Source organism: Thioclava electrotropha (genome assembly GCF_002085925.2).
Classification (GTDB): Bacteria; Pseudomonadota; Alphaproteobacteria; order Rhodobacterales; family Rhodobacteraceae; genus Thioclava; species Thioclava electrotropha.
In genome coordinates this window covers 1,157,574-1,172,751 of record NZ_CP053562.1, presented here as the reverse complement: position 1 = coordinate 1,172,751, position 15,178 = coordinate 1,157,574, and the positions used below count along the sequence as shown (strand labels likewise).

18 protein-coding genes are annotated in these 15,178 nt (G+C 65.5%); 11 read left to right on the top strand and 7 right to left on the bottom strand.

The genetic code is table 11. The features are described from left to right. Positions 1 to 87: 87 nt before the first annotated feature. Positions 88 to 1,086 carry a DUF6976 family protein gene (locus tag AKL02_RS05805; RefSeq protein WP_083079168.1) on the bottom strand — a complete coding sequence of 333 codons (999 nt, stop codon included), beginning with the start codon at positions 1,084 to 1,086 and terminating at the stop codon, positions 88 to 90. 19 nt (positions 1,087 to 1,105) lie between these two features. Next, positions 1,106 to 1,315, bottom strand: a complete 210-nt coding sequence (locus AKL02_RS05800; RefSeq protein ID WP_078599473.1) for a hypothetical protein — start codon at positions 1,313 to 1,315, stop codon at positions 1,106 to 1,108. 116 nt (positions 1,316 to 1,431) lie between these two features. On the opposite strand from AKL02_RS05800, the gene AKL02_RS05795 reads away from it, so the two are divergent. The 10 genes from AKL02_RS05795 (at position 1,432) to AKL02_RS05750 (ending at position 10,048) form a co-directional block, all read left to right on the top strand. Further along, complete coding sequence (locus AKL02_RS05795) at positions 1,432 to 2,379, top strand: 1-phosphofructokinase family hexose kinase (protein WP_083079169.1); 948 nt, start codon at positions 1,432 to 1,434, stop codon at positions 2,377 to 2,379. Positions 2,380 to 2,441: 62 nt separating this feature from the next. After that, the gene (gene hisF / locus AKL02_RS05790; protein WP_078603953.1) at positions 2,442 to 3,203 is read left to right on the top strand and encodes an imidazole glycerol phosphate synthase subunit HisF; all 762 of its coding nucleotides are present in this window, start codon (positions 2,442 to 2,444) and stop codon (positions 3,201 to 3,203) included. Then, positions 3,200 to 3,511 carry a phosphoribosyl-ATP diphosphatase gene (locus tag AKL02_RS05785; RefSeq protein ID WP_078519676.1) on the top strand — a complete coding sequence of 104 codons (312 nt, stop codon included), beginning with the start codon at positions 3,200 to 3,202 and terminating at the stop codon, positions 3,509 to 3,511. The genes hisF and AKL02_RS05785 overlap by 4 nt, the downstream gene beginning before the upstream one ends. A 183-nt stretch (positions 3,512 to 3,694) precedes the next feature. Then, entirely contained in the window at positions 3,695 to 4,726 is a 1,032-nt protein-coding gene (locus tag AKL02_RS05780) for an NADPH-dependent curcumin/dihydrocurcumin reductase (protein WP_083079170.1), read from the top strand. Between the two features lie 72 nt (positions 4,727 to 4,798). Then, positions 4,799 to 5,242, top strand: coding sequence for a tellurite resistance TerB family protein (locus tag AKL02_RS05775; protein ID WP_078599477.1), 444 nt, complete (start codon positions 4,799 to 4,801; stop codon positions 5,240 to 5,242). A 163-nt stretch (positions 5,243 to 5,405) separates the two neighbouring features. Beyond that, positions 5,406 to 6,200: an ABC transporter ATP-binding protein gene (locus AKL02_RS05770; protein WP_078519679.1), complete on the top strand. Its 795-nt coding sequence runs from the start codon at positions 5,406 to 5,408 to the stop codon at positions 6,198 to 6,200. Between the two features lie 32 nt (positions 6,201 to 6,232). Beyond that, positions 6,233 to 6,955 carry a transporter substrate-binding domain-containing protein gene (locus AKL02_RS05765; RefSeq protein WP_078569472.1) on the top strand — a complete coding sequence of 241 codons (723 nt, stop codon included), beginning with the start codon at positions 6,233 to 6,235 and terminating at the stop codon, positions 6,953 to 6,955. A 55-nt stretch (positions 6,956 to 7,010) separates the two neighbouring features. After that, positions 7,011 to 7,889 (top strand): ABC transporter permease, encoded by an 879-nt coding sequence (locus AKL02_RS05760; protein ID WP_083079171.1) that lies wholly within the window; start codon positions 7,011 to 7,013, stop codon positions 7,887 to 7,889. After that, entirely contained in the window at positions 7,886 to 8,713 is an 828-nt protein-coding gene (locus AKL02_RS05755; protein WP_078546203.1) for an ABC transporter permease, read from the top strand. The genes AKL02_RS05760 and AKL02_RS05755 overlap by 4 nt, the downstream gene beginning before the upstream one ends. A gap of 3 nt (positions 8,714 to 8,716) precedes the next feature. Then, complete coding sequence (locus AKL02_RS05750) at positions 8,717 to 10,048, top strand: glutamine synthetase family protein (RefSeq protein ID WP_078539744.1); 1,332 nt, start codon at positions 8,717 to 8,719, stop codon at positions 10,046 to 10,048. 94 nt (positions 10,049 to 10,142) lie between these two features. Here AKL02_RS05750 and AKL02_RS05745 read toward each other — a convergent pair whose 3' ends face one another. From AKL02_RS05745 to AKL02_RS05725, 5 genes are all read right to left on the bottom strand, one after another. After that, entirely contained in the window at positions 10,143 to 11,450 is a 1,308-nt protein-coding gene (locus AKL02_RS05745; protein WP_083079172.1) for an MATE family efflux transporter, read from the bottom strand. Next, positions 11,443 to 11,967, bottom strand: coding sequence for a PaaI family thioesterase (locus AKL02_RS05740; RefSeq protein ID WP_083079173.1), 525 nt, complete (start codon positions 11,965 to 11,967; stop codon positions 11,443 to 11,445). Before AKL02_RS05740 ends, AKL02_RS05745 begins: the two co-directional genes overlap by 8 nt. After that, positions 11,964 to 12,422, bottom strand: coding sequence for a PaaI family thioesterase (locus AKL02_RS05735; RefSeq protein ID WP_083079174.1), 459 nt, complete (start codon positions 12,420 to 12,422; stop codon positions 11,964 to 11,966). Before AKL02_RS05735 ends, AKL02_RS05740 begins: the two co-directional genes overlap by 4 nt. Positions 12,423 to 12,487: 65 nt before the next feature. Beyond that, positions 12,488 to 12,763 (bottom strand): peptidase, encoded by a 276-nt coding sequence (locus tag AKL02_RS05730; RefSeq protein ID WP_083079175.1) that lies wholly within the window; start codon positions 12,761 to 12,763, stop codon positions 12,488 to 12,490. A gap of 104 nt (positions 12,764 to 12,867) precedes the next feature. After that, the gene (locus tag AKL02_RS05725; RefSeq protein ID WP_083079176.1) at positions 12,868 to 13,317 is read right to left on the bottom strand and encodes a nucleoside deaminase; all 450 of its coding nucleotides are present in this window, start codon (positions 13,315 to 13,317) and stop codon (positions 12,868 to 12,870) included. A 123-nt stretch (positions 13,318 to 13,440) separates the two neighbouring features. Between AKL02_RS05725 and AKL02_RS05720 the strand changes: the two genes are divergently transcribed. Next, positions 13,441 to 15,099 carry a pseudouridine synthase gene (locus tag AKL02_RS05720; RefSeq protein ID WP_083079177.1) on the top strand — a complete coding sequence of 553 codons (1,659 nt, stop codon included), beginning with the start codon at positions 13,441 to 13,443 and terminating at the stop codon, positions 15,097 to 15,099. Positions 15,100 to 15,178: the final 79 nt, after the last annotated feature.

The following is a 15,178-nucleotide window of genomic DNA, read 5'->3' as shown; positions in this document are numbered from 1 at the left end:
GCGCCCGACCGGCGCGCGCTTTTCTTATGTCATCCCGCTCTGAGAGGGGCACGCCCCTAAGGGCCACGACTGACTGCGCCCCACCCGTCAGGCGGCGGCATCGCCCTCATGCAACTCCATGCGCACAAGGGTCTGGTTGAGCAGGATATAGGCGATCTCGCCGAACGTGACGGGGCCGGTGAAGCCGCCGGTGCGCTGTCCTTCCAGCTCGCCGTAGAGATAGTTCAGGATACAGTTGCACGAATATTCGTTGGCACCCTTCCCCCCCGCGCCTTCAGCGAAGGCCTGCGCGTAGGAGCCCAGCGCCTGCGCCAGACGGTATTCGACCCCTTCGACAACGGGGGCATATAATTTCACCTTGCCGGCCTGGGCATCGACCTCCTGGATCGAGACATTGACGAGCGTGCCTGCGTAATTTGCGACCAGCGGCAGGCGCGTGTCGATCTCGTGCTCGCCGATGTAGCGGGCGAGATTGACCTCCTGCCCCTCGACCGTCGCCACCTCGGCTTCGAACCCCGCCTTCGGGAAGGTGAAGGTCAGCGCCTCGGCCTCGCCTTGGGCGAAGATATTGAGGATGTCGAGATCGGCCGCGACGCCATCGGGCAACTCGACATGCAGCAGCACCGCCCCTTCGTCATGCGCCACCCCCGTCGCGCCGTCGAACACCTTCGGCGCGCGTTTGCCCAGCTCATCGAGATGCACCCCGGTGATCCAGCCCGCCAGCGGCTGATCGAAGAGACCGGGATAGCCTTGCCCCTCCACCGCGAAGTCGGAATGCGCCACCGAGAAGGCGGGGATCATGATCATGGTGAAGCCATTTTCGGCGTAGCCTTCGGAAATCTTCGGCAGTTCGCCCACCTCGAGCCAACGCGGCGCTGCGCCCGTCGCCCGCTCGAAACGGGTGCAGAACAGCTTGTCGCGCACCACCGCCCCGCCCTCTTCGGTGACGAAGTAAACGGTGGTGCCGCCGATCCATTTGCCGCGCGGGAGCTGCGCAAGAAGCGCCTCGTCCCCTGCCACGACCATGACGTCGCCCGCCTCGATCCGCGCGGCGGCCTCGGCCACGCTCAACATCTCATTTTTCATACCGGATCCCCTCTCGAGCCTAGAACGCCGCGACATCGCCGGCGGCAAAAGCATTTTTCGTCACGAACTCACGCAGCTCCGCGATCTTCTCGCCAAGCGAGGCCGGGCGCGCGGCCACCTCGCGACGCAAGCGCGCAATCAAGATCTTCGTTGCCAGCGACGCCGCACTCAAATCGCTCTGACTCGTTAAAACCCGCTTCCATCGCGGATCATCGGCACCCGGGACCATCCTCACACTCCTTTGAAACAGCACGGGAGAGGTCATAGCGCACCATCCCTTAACACTGCGTTGACAGGCGCGAGCTTCGCGCCGCAAAGTCGGGCTCTGGGCCAAAAGGAGACGCGATGACCTCGATCCTCACGATCACGCTCAACCCGACGGTCGATCTGTCGATCGAGACCCCCGAGGTCGCTCCCGAGCGCAAGCTGCGCTGCACGCGGCCGCTCACGGATCCGGGCGGCGGCGGCCTTAATGTCAGCCGCGCGATCGCCGCTCTGGGGGGCAATTCCACGGCTTTCGTGGCCCTTGGCGGGACCACTGGCGACCGGGTGATGCGGCTTCTGGCCGAGGCCGGGATCGCCGTCTTCCCCTTCCCCGCGCCGGGCGAGACGCGGATGAGCCTGACCGCCACGGATCAAAGCACGGGCGCGCAATATCGCTTCGTGATGCCGGGGCCGGACTGGGGCGCGCGCGATGTCGCGAAGGCGCTCAGCCGGATCGCGCGGGCCGCGCCTGAAGGTGGGATCGTGGTGCTGTCGGGCTCGCAACCGCCCGGCGTGCCCGAAGATTTCCCCGCGCGTCTGGCAACGAAGATGGCGCGGACCAAGGCGCGACTTTTCCTCGACACCTCCGGCGAGGCGCTGCACCAGCTGATGGAAAGCGAGGCGCAACCCGCCGATGTGCTGCGGATGGACGAGCTGGAGGCCGAGGGGCTGGCGGGTCGCAAACTTCCCGAACGCCGGGATAGCGCCGATTTCGCCCAAGACCTCGTGCGGCGCGGGCTGGCCCATGCGGTGATCGTGGCACGCGGCGCGGACGGCAATGTGCTGGCCACCAAGGATGCGCGCTGGTTCGCTGTGGCGCCGAAGGTCGACGTCGTGTCGAAAGTGGGCGCGGGCGACAGTTTCGTGGGAGCCTTCACGCTGGCGCTTTCCCGCGGCAAGTCCTTCCGCGAGGCGTTGCAGCACGGCGCCGCAGGCGCAGCGGCCGCCGTGACGACACCTGCGACCGATCTGTGTTCCGCCGCGATGGTGCGCCGCCTTCTGCCGCATTGCCCGGTCGAGCCGGTCTGAGCACTCTGCCCCTTTGCCTCGCGGCACCTGCGCGTTATGAAAGCGCCAAAGGAGCGCCGCCCATGCTGAAGACCCGCATCATTCCCTGTCTCGACGTCGCCGACGGCCGCGTCGTGAAAGGCGTCAATTTCGTGAACCTGATCGACGCGGGCGACCCGGTCGAAGCCGCCAAGGCCTATGACGCGGCCGGCGCCGACGAGCTGTGTTTCCTCGACATCCACGCGACGCACGAAAACCGCGGCACCATGTTCGATCTGGTGACCCGCACCGCCGAGCAATGTTTCATGCCGCTCACCGTGGGCGGCGGTGTGCGCACCCATGAGGACGTGCGTGCGCTTCTGCTGGCGGGGGCCGACAAGGTCTCGTTCAACTCCGCCGCCGTGGCCGATCCGAACGTGATCACCGAGGCCGCCGACCGTTTCGGCAGCCAGTGCATCGTCTGCGCGATCGACGCCAAGACCGTGGAGCCGGGCCGCTGGGAGATCTTCACCCATGGCGGGCGCAAGCCCACCGGGATCGACGCGGTGGAATTCGCGCGCACCGTGACTGCGAAGGGCGCGGGGGAAATCCTGCTGACCTCAATGGATCGCGACGGCACCCGCGCGGGCTTCAATCTGGAGCTGACGAAGGCGATCTCGGACGCGGTCGACGTGCCGGTGATTGCCTCCGGCGGCGTCGGCAATCTCGATCATCTGGTGGAAGGCGTGACCAAGGGCGGGGCTTCGGCCGTTCTCGCCGCCTCGATCTTCCACTTCGGCGAATACACGATCCGCGAGGCCAAGGAATACATGGCCGCCGCGGGCATTCCGATGAGGCTGCAATGAGCATTCTGGACCAACTCGCCGCGACCATCGAGAGCCGCAAGGGCGCCGATCCCGACACGTCGTGGACCGCGAAACTGCTGGCCAAGGGCCCGGAGAAATGCGCCGAGAAATTCGGTGAGGAAGCGGTGGAAGCGATCATCGCCGCAGCGAAGAACGACCGCGAGAACCTGACCTATGAGGCGGCGGATGTGCTCTATCACCTCTTGGTGATGCTGGCGGCGCGCGACGTGAAGCTGGCCGATGTGCTGGCCGAACTGGAGCGCCGCGAAGGGACGTCCGGCATCGCCGAGAAAGCGGCCCGCAGCTAAGGGGCGCTGCCCCTCTGCCTTACGGCATTCACCCCGGGATATTTTCCAAGAGCGAAGGGGCGGCCCGTGCCTGCCTTCGCTCTTGCCGAAATATCCCGGGGGTGAGGGCGAAGCCCGAGGGGGCAGCGCCCCCTTTCCCCGCGCGAACCGCGTGCTAGCTGGCCTCTCAAACAGGAGGCTTTCATGGCACAGACCACCGACACCAACCGCAAGATCATCCTCGCCGAGCGCCCGAAAGGCGCGCCGAACGAGAACACGCTGAAACTCGAGACCGAGGCCGTGCCACAGGCGGGCAAGGGTGAAATGCTGCTGCGCACCGTCTATCTGTCGCTCGACCCCTATATGCGCGGGCGGATGTCGGATGCGAAATCCTACGCAACCCCGGTCGAGATCGGCGGCGTGATGACCGGTCAGGTCGTGGCCGAGGTGATGGAGAGCGATGTCGCGGGCTTCTCGAAGGGCGATTATGTGCTCTCGCCCTCGGGCTGGCAGGACTTCTTCGTCTCGGATGGCACGCAGGTGCTCAATCTCGGGCCGGAGCCGGAGAACCCGAGCTGGGCCTTGGGCATTCTGGGGATGCCGGGCTACACGGCCTATGCGGGCCTGCTGAAGATCGGCGAGCCGAAGCCGGGTGAGACGGTCGTGGTTGCCGCCGCCTCCGGGCCGGTGGGCGCGACGGTCGGCCAGATCGCGAAGATCAAGGGCTGCCGCGTCGTCGGCGTCGCGGGCGGGGCCGAGAAATGCGCCCATGTCACCGACACGCTGGGGTTTGACGCCTGCATCGACCACCGCGCCGAGGATTTCGCCGAGCAACTGGCCGCAGCCTGCCCGGACGGGATCGACGTCTATTTCGAGAATGTCGGCGGCAAGGTGCTCTACGGCGTGCTGCCGCTTCTCAACCCCTTCGCGCGGATGCCGGTCTGCGGCATGGTCGCGTGGTATAACCTGCAAGGCCTGCCCGAAGGGCCCGATCACGGGCCGCAGATCCTCTCGACGATCCTGCGCATGAAGGTGAAGGTGCAGGGCTTCATCATCTTCGACAGCTTCCCGATCGAGCTTTATCAGGAATTCTCCGAGGCGATGACCGGCTGGCTGAAAGAGGGCAAGGTTCAGTACAAGGAGCAGGTGGTGGAGGGCCTCGAGGCCGCGCCGCAGGGGCTCTATGACCTGCTGGAGGGCCGCAATTTCGGCAAGATGGTCGTGAAAGTCGGCTAAAAGTGAGACACGCGCGCAGGGCTTTCGCATCCGTGACTTGCCCTGCGCCGCGCATCGCTTATCTCTATGCCTATGTTTGGACGCCTCTTCGATATGCTCAACGATCCCGCCCCCGATCCGATGGAGGGGGCCGATCGCGAATTGGCGCTTGGCGCACTTCTGGTGCGGCTCGCGCGGTCGGATGAAAACTATACCGAAGAGGAGAAAACCCGGATCGACCGGGTTCTCGCTCAGCGCAACGGTCTCTCGGGCTTCGAGGCGACCGAGATGCGCAAGCGCGCCGAAGAGGTCGAGGCGGGCGCGCCCGACACGGTCCGCTTCACCCGCGCGCTGAAGGACAAGGTCGCCTATGAGGACCGCACCGGCGTGATCGAGGCGCTGTGGGACGTGGCGCTGGCCGATGGCGTGCGCGATGCTCATGAGGATGCGTTGATCCGCCTCGCGGCGAAGCTTCTGGGCGTTAACGACGTCGATTCGGCGGTGGCGCGGCAACGCGTCGAAGCCCGCCGCACCTGAATTCGACGGTCAAGGCAGCGCGGGGCGCGACCGCTCCGCGCCTGTTTTTTCCTCAGATGCTCGTGATTTCGGCCCCTTCCCCATCGTCAACCGGGCAGACGCAGTTGCATTCACCGGTCAAATCGCGCCAGATTGCGCGGATGGACAAAGAGAAGCTGCCTGCGTGACCCGAAACGAGCCTGCGCCCAAAGACGCGCCCGTCATCGAAATCCGTGACCTTTACAAGAGCTACGGCTCGCTCGAGGTGCTCAAGGGCGTCTCGATCACCGCGCCGCGCGGCCATGTGGTGTCGTTGATCGGCTCCTCCGGCTCGGGCAAATCGACGCTCTTGCGATGCTGCAACCTGCTTGAAGACAGCCAGAAGGGCGATGTGATCTTCGAGGGCGAGTCTGTGCATTGGCGTGGCGAGGGGCTCAATCGTCGCCCTGCCGACCGCGCGCAGGTCACCCGGTTCCGCACCAACCTGTCGATGGTGTTCCAGCAGTTCAATCTCTGGGCGCACATGACGATCCTGCAGAACGTGATGGAAGCGCCGGTGACGGTGCTGGGCCGCGACAAGGCAGAGGTCGAACCGCTGGCGCGCCAGTTGCTCGACAAGGTCGGCATCGGCGACAAATGCGACGCCTGGCCCGCGCAGCTCTCGGGCGGCCAGCAGCAGCGCGCGGCGATCGCGCGGGCGCTGTGCATGGAGCCCAAGGCGCTTCTCTTCGACGAGCCCACCTCGGCGCTCGACCCGGAATTGCAGCAAGAGGTGGTGAAGGTCATCAAGGACCTCGCCGCCGAACACCGCACCATGATCCTCGTCACCCACGACATGCGACTGGCGCGTGACGTCTCCGACCACGTCGTCTTCCTGCATCAGGGCAAGATCGAGGAAGAGGGCCCGCCAGAGGCTCTGTTCGGCGCGCCGAAATCGACGCGCCTGCAACAATTCCTGTCGGCCACCGCGCCGGCGTGAACCAACCCAAGAATTAACAACGGGGAACCAAAATGAAAAAACTGATCCTGACCGCTGCCATCCTCGGCCTTTCGGCCGGCGTCGCCGCGGCACAGACCGTCCGCATGGGCACCGAGGGCGCCTACCCTCCCTACAACTTCATCGACGATAACGGTGAAGTCGCAGGCTTCGAGCGCGAACTCGGCGACAAGCTGTGCGAGATGGAGAGCCTCGACTGCACCTGGGTCACCAATGACTGGGATTCGATCATCCCGAACCTGCTCTCGGGCAACTACGACACGATCATGGCTGGCATGTCGATCACCGCTGAGCGTGAGAAGACCATCGACTTCACCCAGGCCTATTACCCGCCGGCGGCCTCGTCCTACATGGCGATGGACCCGGGCGCGGATCTCAAGGGCGGCGTGATCGCGGCACAGACCGGCACCATTCAGGCGGCGCATGTCGCTGAAACCGGCGCGACGTTGGCCGAATACGCGACCCTCGACGACACGATCGCCGCCGTGAAGAACGGTGAGGCCGACGCGGTCTTCGCCGACAAGGACGCGCTCAAGCCCTTCGCGGGCCAGGACAACATGGAATTCGTGGGCGACGACGTGCAGCTCGGCAAAGGCATCGGCATCGGCCTGCGCAAGTCCGACACCGAGCTGAAGGACAAGTTCAACGACGGCATTTCCAAGCTGAAAGCCGATGGCACGCTCAACGAACTGCTTAAGAAGTATTTCGGCGACGACGCCCTGACCTTCAAGAACTGATCCAGAAAACGAGGCCGGGGCGGCATGAGCCGCTCCGGTCCCGACCGAAAGTCCGATGTTCGAAAGCTGTTCCGATCCCTCTGCCCTTCACGGGCTTGGCTGGCTGCTCTGCTACCTGACCACAGGTAAGCAGATCATGTTCTATGGCTCGTTCGGCATCGTGCTGATCCTGCTGGCCGTGACCGCGCCGGTGGCGCTGATCTTCGGCTTCGGCGGGGCGCTGGCCGCCCGGTCGAGCGCCGCCCCGCTGCGCTTTCTCGGACGCGGCTACATCGCGATGGTGCGCGGTGTGCCCGATATCATCTTCTTCCTTTTCGTACCGATCGCGATGGACCAGGGCCTCGAATACCTGAAGTCACGCGCGGTCTGCCCCGATCCCGGCCCGGCTTGGACGGGTAACGAATTCCACGTCTGTGCCGCGGCGAAAATCCCGCTCGGCACGGCCCCGCAATTTTATCACGAGGCCTATGGCTTCGCGCTGGCCGTGGTGGCCTTCTCCATCGTCTACGGCGCCTTCGCCGCCAACGTGCTGTTCGGCGCTATGCAGGCGGTGCCGCGCGCGCAGCTGGAGACCGCCGAGGCTTACGGCATGACCCGCGCGCAGGTGAACCGCCGGGTGCTGATCCCGCAGATGTGGGCCTATGCGATCCCCGGTCTGTCGAACCTCTGGATGATCCTCATCAAGGCAACGCCGCTGCTGTTCCTGCTGGGCATCGAGGATATCGTCTACTGGGCGCGCGAACTGGGCGCGACCAAGTCGAGCATCTACGCCTATCCGCATCCCGACTGGCGCCTCTATTACTTCCTCGTGCTGCTGGTCTTCTATCTGGTGATGACCAAGCTCTCCGAGTTCGTGCTGGCCCGCATCAATCGCCGCCTCGCCTTCGGGCAGGCCACGGCTGCTGGTGAAGCGCTGAGAAAGGCGGACGCATGAGCTGCATTCAGACCATCGCGGATTACGGGCTGCGGTCGATCGGGATCGGCGAGCGGCTGCTGCCGCGCTCCGATTTCACCATGTGCCAGCAATTCACCCTGATCGGCTCGGGGATGATCTGGAACCTCTATTTCGGCATCCTCGCTCTGCTCGCAGGGTTCTTCCTCGCCACGACGCTGGCGGTCGCGAAGAACTCCGATCGCGCGATCTTCCGCAAACCCGCGGAGTGGTTCATCTTCCTGTTCCGCGGCTCGCCCCTCTTCATTCAGTTCTTCCTCGCCTACGAGGCCTTCGCGATGCTGCCCCGTGCAGGCTTCCCGATCCTCGGGATTACGGTCGCAACGGACTGGATCACGCGGGCCTGGGCAGGCGCACTGATTGTGCTGTTCTTCAACACCTCCGCCTATGCCGCCGAGATCTTCTACGGCGCGCTGCGCTCCGTGCCGAAAGGCGACATGGAAGCCGCCGACGCATACGGCATGACCGGCTGGACCAAGTTCCGCCGCGTGACATGGCCGACGATGCTCCGGCTCGGCTGGCCGTCCTACACCAACGAAGCGATCTTCCTGTTCCACGCCACCACGCTCGTCTTCTTCTCGGGCTTCCCGGCGTTCCGGCAGGAGGGCGACGCGCTCTATTACGCGAAATATTTCGCGGACAAGACCTTCAATCCCTTCATCCCCTACCCGATCGCGGCGTTCTACTTCATTCTGCTTACGCTCTGCGTCATCGCGGTCTTCGGGGTGATCAACCGCCGCCTGAACCGCCATCTGCCGCAGGAAAGCCGCAAGCGCTTCCGGTTCAGGCCGCAGATTATCAGGTGACACATGAACTGGCTGCACGACCATCCCGACGTTCGCACGATCCGCGTGGCGGCGGCCGATCTCAACGGGGTGGCGCGCGGCAAGCGCCTGCCAGCCCGCTTCGCCGATAAGGTCTTCACCGAAGGGACGCGTTTCCCCTATTCGGTCATGAATCTCGACATCTGGGGCGAGGATGTCGAAGACAGCCCGCTTGTCTTCGAGTCCGGCGATGCTGACGGGCTTCTGATGCCGACCGAGCGGGGCTTCCTGCCGATGCCGTGGCTCTCGGCGCCGACCGCGCTGCTGCCGATCTGGATGTTCCATATGGACGGCAAGCCCTATGCGGGCGACCCCCGGCAGGCGCTGGCGCGCGTGGTGGAACGCTACAAGGCGCTGGGGCTGACCCCGGTTGTGGCGACCGAGCTGGAATTCTTCCTGATCGACGACAGCGGCAAGACCCTGCGCGTGCCCCCCTCGCCGCGCTCGGGCAAGCGCCGCACCGGCGGCGAAGTCCTCAGCTTGCGCGCGCTCGACGCCTTCGACATCTTCTTCAGCCAGCTCTACGACGCCTGCGAGGCGATGGATATTCCCGCCGATACCGCGATCTCCGAAGCGGGTCCGGGGCAGTTCGAGATCAACCTTTCGCACCAGCCCGACCCGCTGAAGGCCGCCGATGACAGCTGGCTGTTCAAGATGCTGGTGAAAGGTCTGGCGCGCGCGCATGGCTTCGCCGCGTCCTTCATGGCGAAACCTTACGACGAATGGCCCGGCAACGGGATGCATATGCATTTCTCGGTGCTCGACGCCGAGGGCAACAACATCTTCAACGACGGCACACCGCAGGGCTCGGACCAGATGCGCCATGCGGTCGCCGGGTGTCTGGCCGCGATGTCGGGCTCGGGCCTGATCTTCGCGCCGCATGAGAACAGCTATGACCGGCTCGTGCCCGACGCCCATGCGCCGACCGGCATCGCCTGGGCCTATGAGAACCGCACCGCGGCGCTGCGCATCCCGGCCTCGGGACCGCAGGCGCGACGGATCGAGCATCGCGTGGCAGGCGGCGACGTGAACCCCTACCTGATGATCGCAGCGATTCTGGGTGCCGCCCTGATCGGGATCGAGGACAAGATGGAAGCGCCCGAGCCGATCAAGGGCAACGCCTATGCGCTCGACCTTCCGCAGATGCCGACCGACTGGGAAGCGGCGATCGACGCTTTCCAGAATTGCGAGATCATGCCGCGCATCTTCGACCGCGACCTGATCACCAATTTCGCCATGACCAAGCGGCAGGAGCTGCATTACATGGCCGAGCTGTCGGATCAGGAACAGACCGAGCTTTACCTAGATACCGTCTGAAGGGGGCGCTGCCCCCTCGGGCTTCGCCCTCACCCCCGGGATATTTCTCCCAAGGGGAAGGGAGCGGCGGGGCGCAGGCAGAGGGGCAGCGCCCCTACCCGGCTGCCGCTTTCGCCTCGGCACGGGGATAGAGCCGCGCCATTGTCAGGCCGCGCGTGGCGTTGAGGATCATCAGCCCCGCCCAGAGCCCGTGATTGCCGAAAAGCGGGATCAGCACGAAAAGCGCGGCCGTGTAGATCGCGACCGAGATCACCATCGCGTTGCGCATCTCGCGGGTCAGGGTCGCGCCGATGAAGATGCCGTCTAGCATCCAGGCCGGCCCGCCGATCAGCGGCGCGGCGGCGATCCAGATCAGATAGTCGCGCGCCTCGATGCGGACATTCGGGGCGGTGGTCATCAGGTCGATGATCGCAGGCCCCGCGAGCAGGAAGACCGCGCCCAGCGCGAGCGCGCCGCCGATCCCCCATTGCGAGGACACGATGCTCGCCCGGCGCAGCCTTGCAGCCGAATGTGCGCCCACCGCTTGGCCCACGAGGCTCTCGGCGGAGAAGGCGAACCCGTCCAGCGCGAAGGCGGTGATCTGCAGGAATTGCAGCAGCACCTGATTGGCCGCAAGGGTCACATCGCCCTGCCCCGCGCCGAGGAAGAGGAAGGAGGTGAAGCTCGCCTGCAGCAAGATCGAGCGCAGCATGATGTCGGTATTCACCCGCGCCATCGTCGCCAGTTTCACCCGATCAAAGATTGCGCGCGCCCGCCACAACCCGCCTGCGAAGGCCGCGCGACAGAGCCACAGCGCCAGCACCACACCACTGATCTCGGAGATCAGCGTGGCGCCCGCGACGCCTTGCACGCCCCAGCCGAGGCCCAGCACGAAGAGAAGATCCAGCCCCACGTTCAGCGCGTTCATCGCCACCTGCAGCAAGAGGACACCGCGCGTGCGTTCCAGCGCGATCAGCCAGCCGGTGAAGGCGTAAAGCGAGATGGTGAGCGGCGCGCCCCAGATGCGGATCTGCAGGTAGTCGCGAGCAAGGCGCTCGACCTCGTCGCTCGCCGGGGCAAGCTGAAACGCGGCCCAGAAGAGCGGCAGTTGCAGCACGATCAGGCTCAGCCCGGCGATGCCTGCAATGATCAGCGCGCGCATCAGCCCGGCAGAGACCTCGCCCGTATCGCCCGTCCCATGCGCCTGGCTCACGAGCCCGGTCGTGCCCATCCGCAGGAAGCCGAATATCCAGTAGAGCGAGGACAGGATTACCGCGCCGATCCCCACCGCGCCAATGGGCGCGGGCAGGCCCAATTGCCCGACGACGGCCGTGTCGACCGCACCGAGGATCGGGATCGTGGCGTTCGAGAGGACGATGGGCAGCGCGATCTTCAGGACCCGCGCATGGGTAATCTCAGCCATTGGCGGAGGTATCGTCCCGCGCGGGCATCAGGAAATGGCCCGTCGCTTGGGCGAAAATCCGGGTCCGGTTGTCCTGCCACGCCTCGACATGGACGCTGGCATAGCGCCGCCCCGAGCGGTTGACGCGCGCTCGCGCATAGGCGTCGCGCGGCAGGCCGGAGCGCAGGTAGTCCACGGTGAAATCGATCGTCTTGGGCAGCCGCGGCAGGCTCTCCGGCGTGAGCGCGTCGAAATCGATCCGCCCCGCCTCGATATCGTCCCACAGGTAAGACCAGCTGAGTTCGATGATCGCGGTGACCTCGAGAAAGGCCGCCGTCACCCCGCCATGGATCGCGGGCAGCATCGGGTTGCCGATCAGCTTGTCGTCATAGGACAGAACGCCGGTCAGCTCGTCGCCGCGCCGGTCGAAACCGATGCCGAGGAACTGCGCGTAAGGAATGCCTTCGACGAGCATCTTGAGCGCGCCGTCTCGGCGCTGCTTGACCTGCTGGACGGGTTCGGGCTTGGGACGGTTCATGCTTGCCCCTCCGATTTGGTTTTTTCGGGGCGCGAGACGGTGAAGGCACCGGTGGCGGTCGCCACGGGACGCTCGGCATCCTCGTCATGGGTGGTGGCGCGCACGAAGGCCACCGAGCGGGTGACGTGGTAACATTCGGCCCGCGCGGTGATCCGCTGGCCGGGCGTGGCGGGGCGCATGTAATCGATGCGCAGATCGAGCGTCGCGGTGGAGGCTCCGGCCTGCGGATGGCTCATCACGGCGGCGCCCGCGCAGGTATCCATCAGCGCCGAGACCGCGCCGCCATGGATCACGCCGGTGCGCGGATCGCCCACGAACCGCGTGTCATAGGGCATCGACAGGGTCGCGCAGCCGGGGCGGATCTCGTCCATCTGCATCCCCAGCGCGCGGGAATGCGGGATCGCCTCGATGAACTGGCGGGCCTGTTCGAGTATCTTGTCGTTCTCGTCGCTCATGAAATCATCCCCGAATATCTTGCGCGACTATCCCCGCTGGCCAACGGGGTTACAAGACCCGCGCTTCAGCCCTGACCCTGCGACACAAGGAAATAGCGCGCGATCCCGTAGAGGTAGAAGCCGGTGAACATGATGTTGAGATATTTCAACTGACGCTCGGTATGCAGCCACGCGTGATAGGCCCAGATCAGGCAGAACGGCAGGCTGAGAAAGAGATTGAGCGGGTACCAGTTCTGCACGATGGCGATGGTCGAGGCGATGCCGAGGGCCAGAGCGACCCATTTCATCTCTTGCTGATAGGCCGCAAGGCCACCTTCGCGCAGACGCAGTGCCGGACGCATGCCCGCTCCTTCTGACTGATACCAATGTCGGGGATCGCGGCCCTTGGGGCCTGCGATGCGATTGATATGCCACAGGAAAGGCAATCCGTCCAGACGGGCGTCGCTCAGCGGCGCGCGGCGAAGAAATCCTTCAAAAGCGCCTCCGCCTCTGCCGCCCCGATACCGTCGTAGATTTCCGGCACGTGGTGGCTTTGCGGATGCGAGAAGACGCGCGGCCCCTGCGCGACGCCGCCCGATTTCGGATCTGCCGCGCCGTAATAAAGCCGCGCGATCCGGGTCTGTGAGATCGCCGAGGCGCACATCGGACAGGGCTCGAGCGTGACATAGAGATCATAGCCCGGCAGCCGCTCCGAACCGATCTGCGCGCAGGCCTCGCGCATCGCGAGGATCTCCGCATGGGCAGTCGGATCGCCCAGCTCGCGGGTGCGGTTGCCAGCGGCGGCCACCACCCTACCGTCAGGGGAGACGACGACCGCGCCCACGGGCACCTCGCCGCGTTTGGCCGCCTCGCGCGCCTCTGCCAGAGCCTGTTGCATGAAAGACCGGAATTCCATGGCTCTTCATCGCTTGCAAATCCGCGCTTATCAAGACGCTTCCCACGCGCAGCAGAAAGGTGTAGATCGCCATCTTTCGCGCCCGAGTGACTCGCGCGCCCCCTCCCCTAGAAGGAACCGGACATGACCGATACTCCCGACAACTCCCCCGAAAATTCCGTTTCGAAATCCGCCGAGAAATCCGGCGCGAAAGAACGCATCGCCAAGGTGATCGCGCGCTCCGGCGTGGCCTCGCGCCGCGACGCCGAGAAGATGATCCTCGCCGGCAAGGTCGCGGTGAACGGCAAGCAGATCGACTCGCCCGCGCTCGACGTGGCTGCGTCCGACAAGATCACCATCGACGGCAAGCCGATCGACGCACCGCAGGAAACGCGGCTGTGGCTCTATTACAAGCCGCTGGGTCTGGTCACGACCGAGAAAGACGAACAGGGCCGCCGCACGATTTTCGACGAGATGCCCGAGGGCATGCCGCGCGTGCTGAACGTGGGCCGTCTCGACATCAACTCCGAAGGCCTGCTGCTCTTGACCAATGATGGCGGGTTGAAGCGCCGTCTGGAGCTGCCCGAGACCGGCTGGCTACGCAAATACCGCGTGCGCGTGAATGGCCGCCCGACCGAGCAGTCTTTCGAGCCGCTGCGTCAGGGCATCACCATCGACGGCGAGGAATTCCTGCCGATGGAGGTCTCGCTCGACCGTCAGCAAGGCGCGAATGCGTGGCTGACCGTGGGCATCCGCGAAGGTCGCAACCGCGAAATCCGTCGCGCGATGACCGAGATCGGCTTCCAGGTGAACCGCCTGATCCGGATCAGCTACGGCCCGTTCCGCCTGATGGACATGAAGGCGGGCGACGTCATGGAAGTGAAGCGCCGGATGCTGCGCGATCAGCTTGGCGGGTTGCTCGACGACAAGCCCGCAGGCGGCGAGGCCAAGCCCGAGCGCAAAGAGCGTGGGGATCGTCCGGAGCGCGGCGATCGCAAGGATCGGGGCGACAAGCCGCGCTTCAAGCGCGATCGCGATGACGGCGGGCGTGATGACAAGCCGCGCTTCCGCAAGGATCGTGACGAAGGTGGTCGTGAAGATCGTCCGCGCAAGCCGCGTACGGGCGGCTTCAAATCGCATCGTGACGAGGGCGACCGCGGCGATCGTGGCGATCGGGGGCCGCGCTTCTCGAAGGACCGGGGCGACCGTCCGGATCGCGGGCCGCGTGGCGACAAGCCGCGCTTCAACCGCGACCGCGACGAGGGTGGTCGTGACGACAAACCGCGTTTCCGCAAGGATCGCGAAGAGGGCGGCCGCGAGGATCGTCCGTTCCGCGACGGGCCGCGCAAGCCGCGCACCGGTGGGTTCAAGTCGCATCGTGATGAAGGCGAGCGCGGCGACCGGGGCGACAAGCCTCGCTTCTCGAAAGATCGCGGCGACCGCCCCGATCGTGGGCCGCGTGGCGACAAGCCCAGCTTCAACCGCGACCGCGACGACCGCTCGGGCGGGAAGTTCGGCGGCAAGCCCAGTGGGAAGTTCGGCGACAAGGCGCGCTTCAACCGGGATCGCGACGAAGGTGGCCGTGACGACCGTGGTGGCGACAAGCCCCGCTCGGGCGGCTTCAAATCGCATGGCGGAAAACCGGGCGGCAAGCCGCGCTCGGGCGGGTTCAAGTCCCACGGTGACGCGCGCGGTGACCGGCCCGCACGCTCGGGCGGCTTCAAGTCGCATTCGGGCAAACCGGGCGGGAAACCCGGTGGCAAGCCCTTCGGTGGCAAGCCGCGCGGTGGCAATCGCGACTGACCGGCGAAAACGCGCTTTGAGAGAGGGGAAAACCGCCGTGGTTTTCCCCTCTTCTTTTTCCTCGGCGGGTTTACGCGAA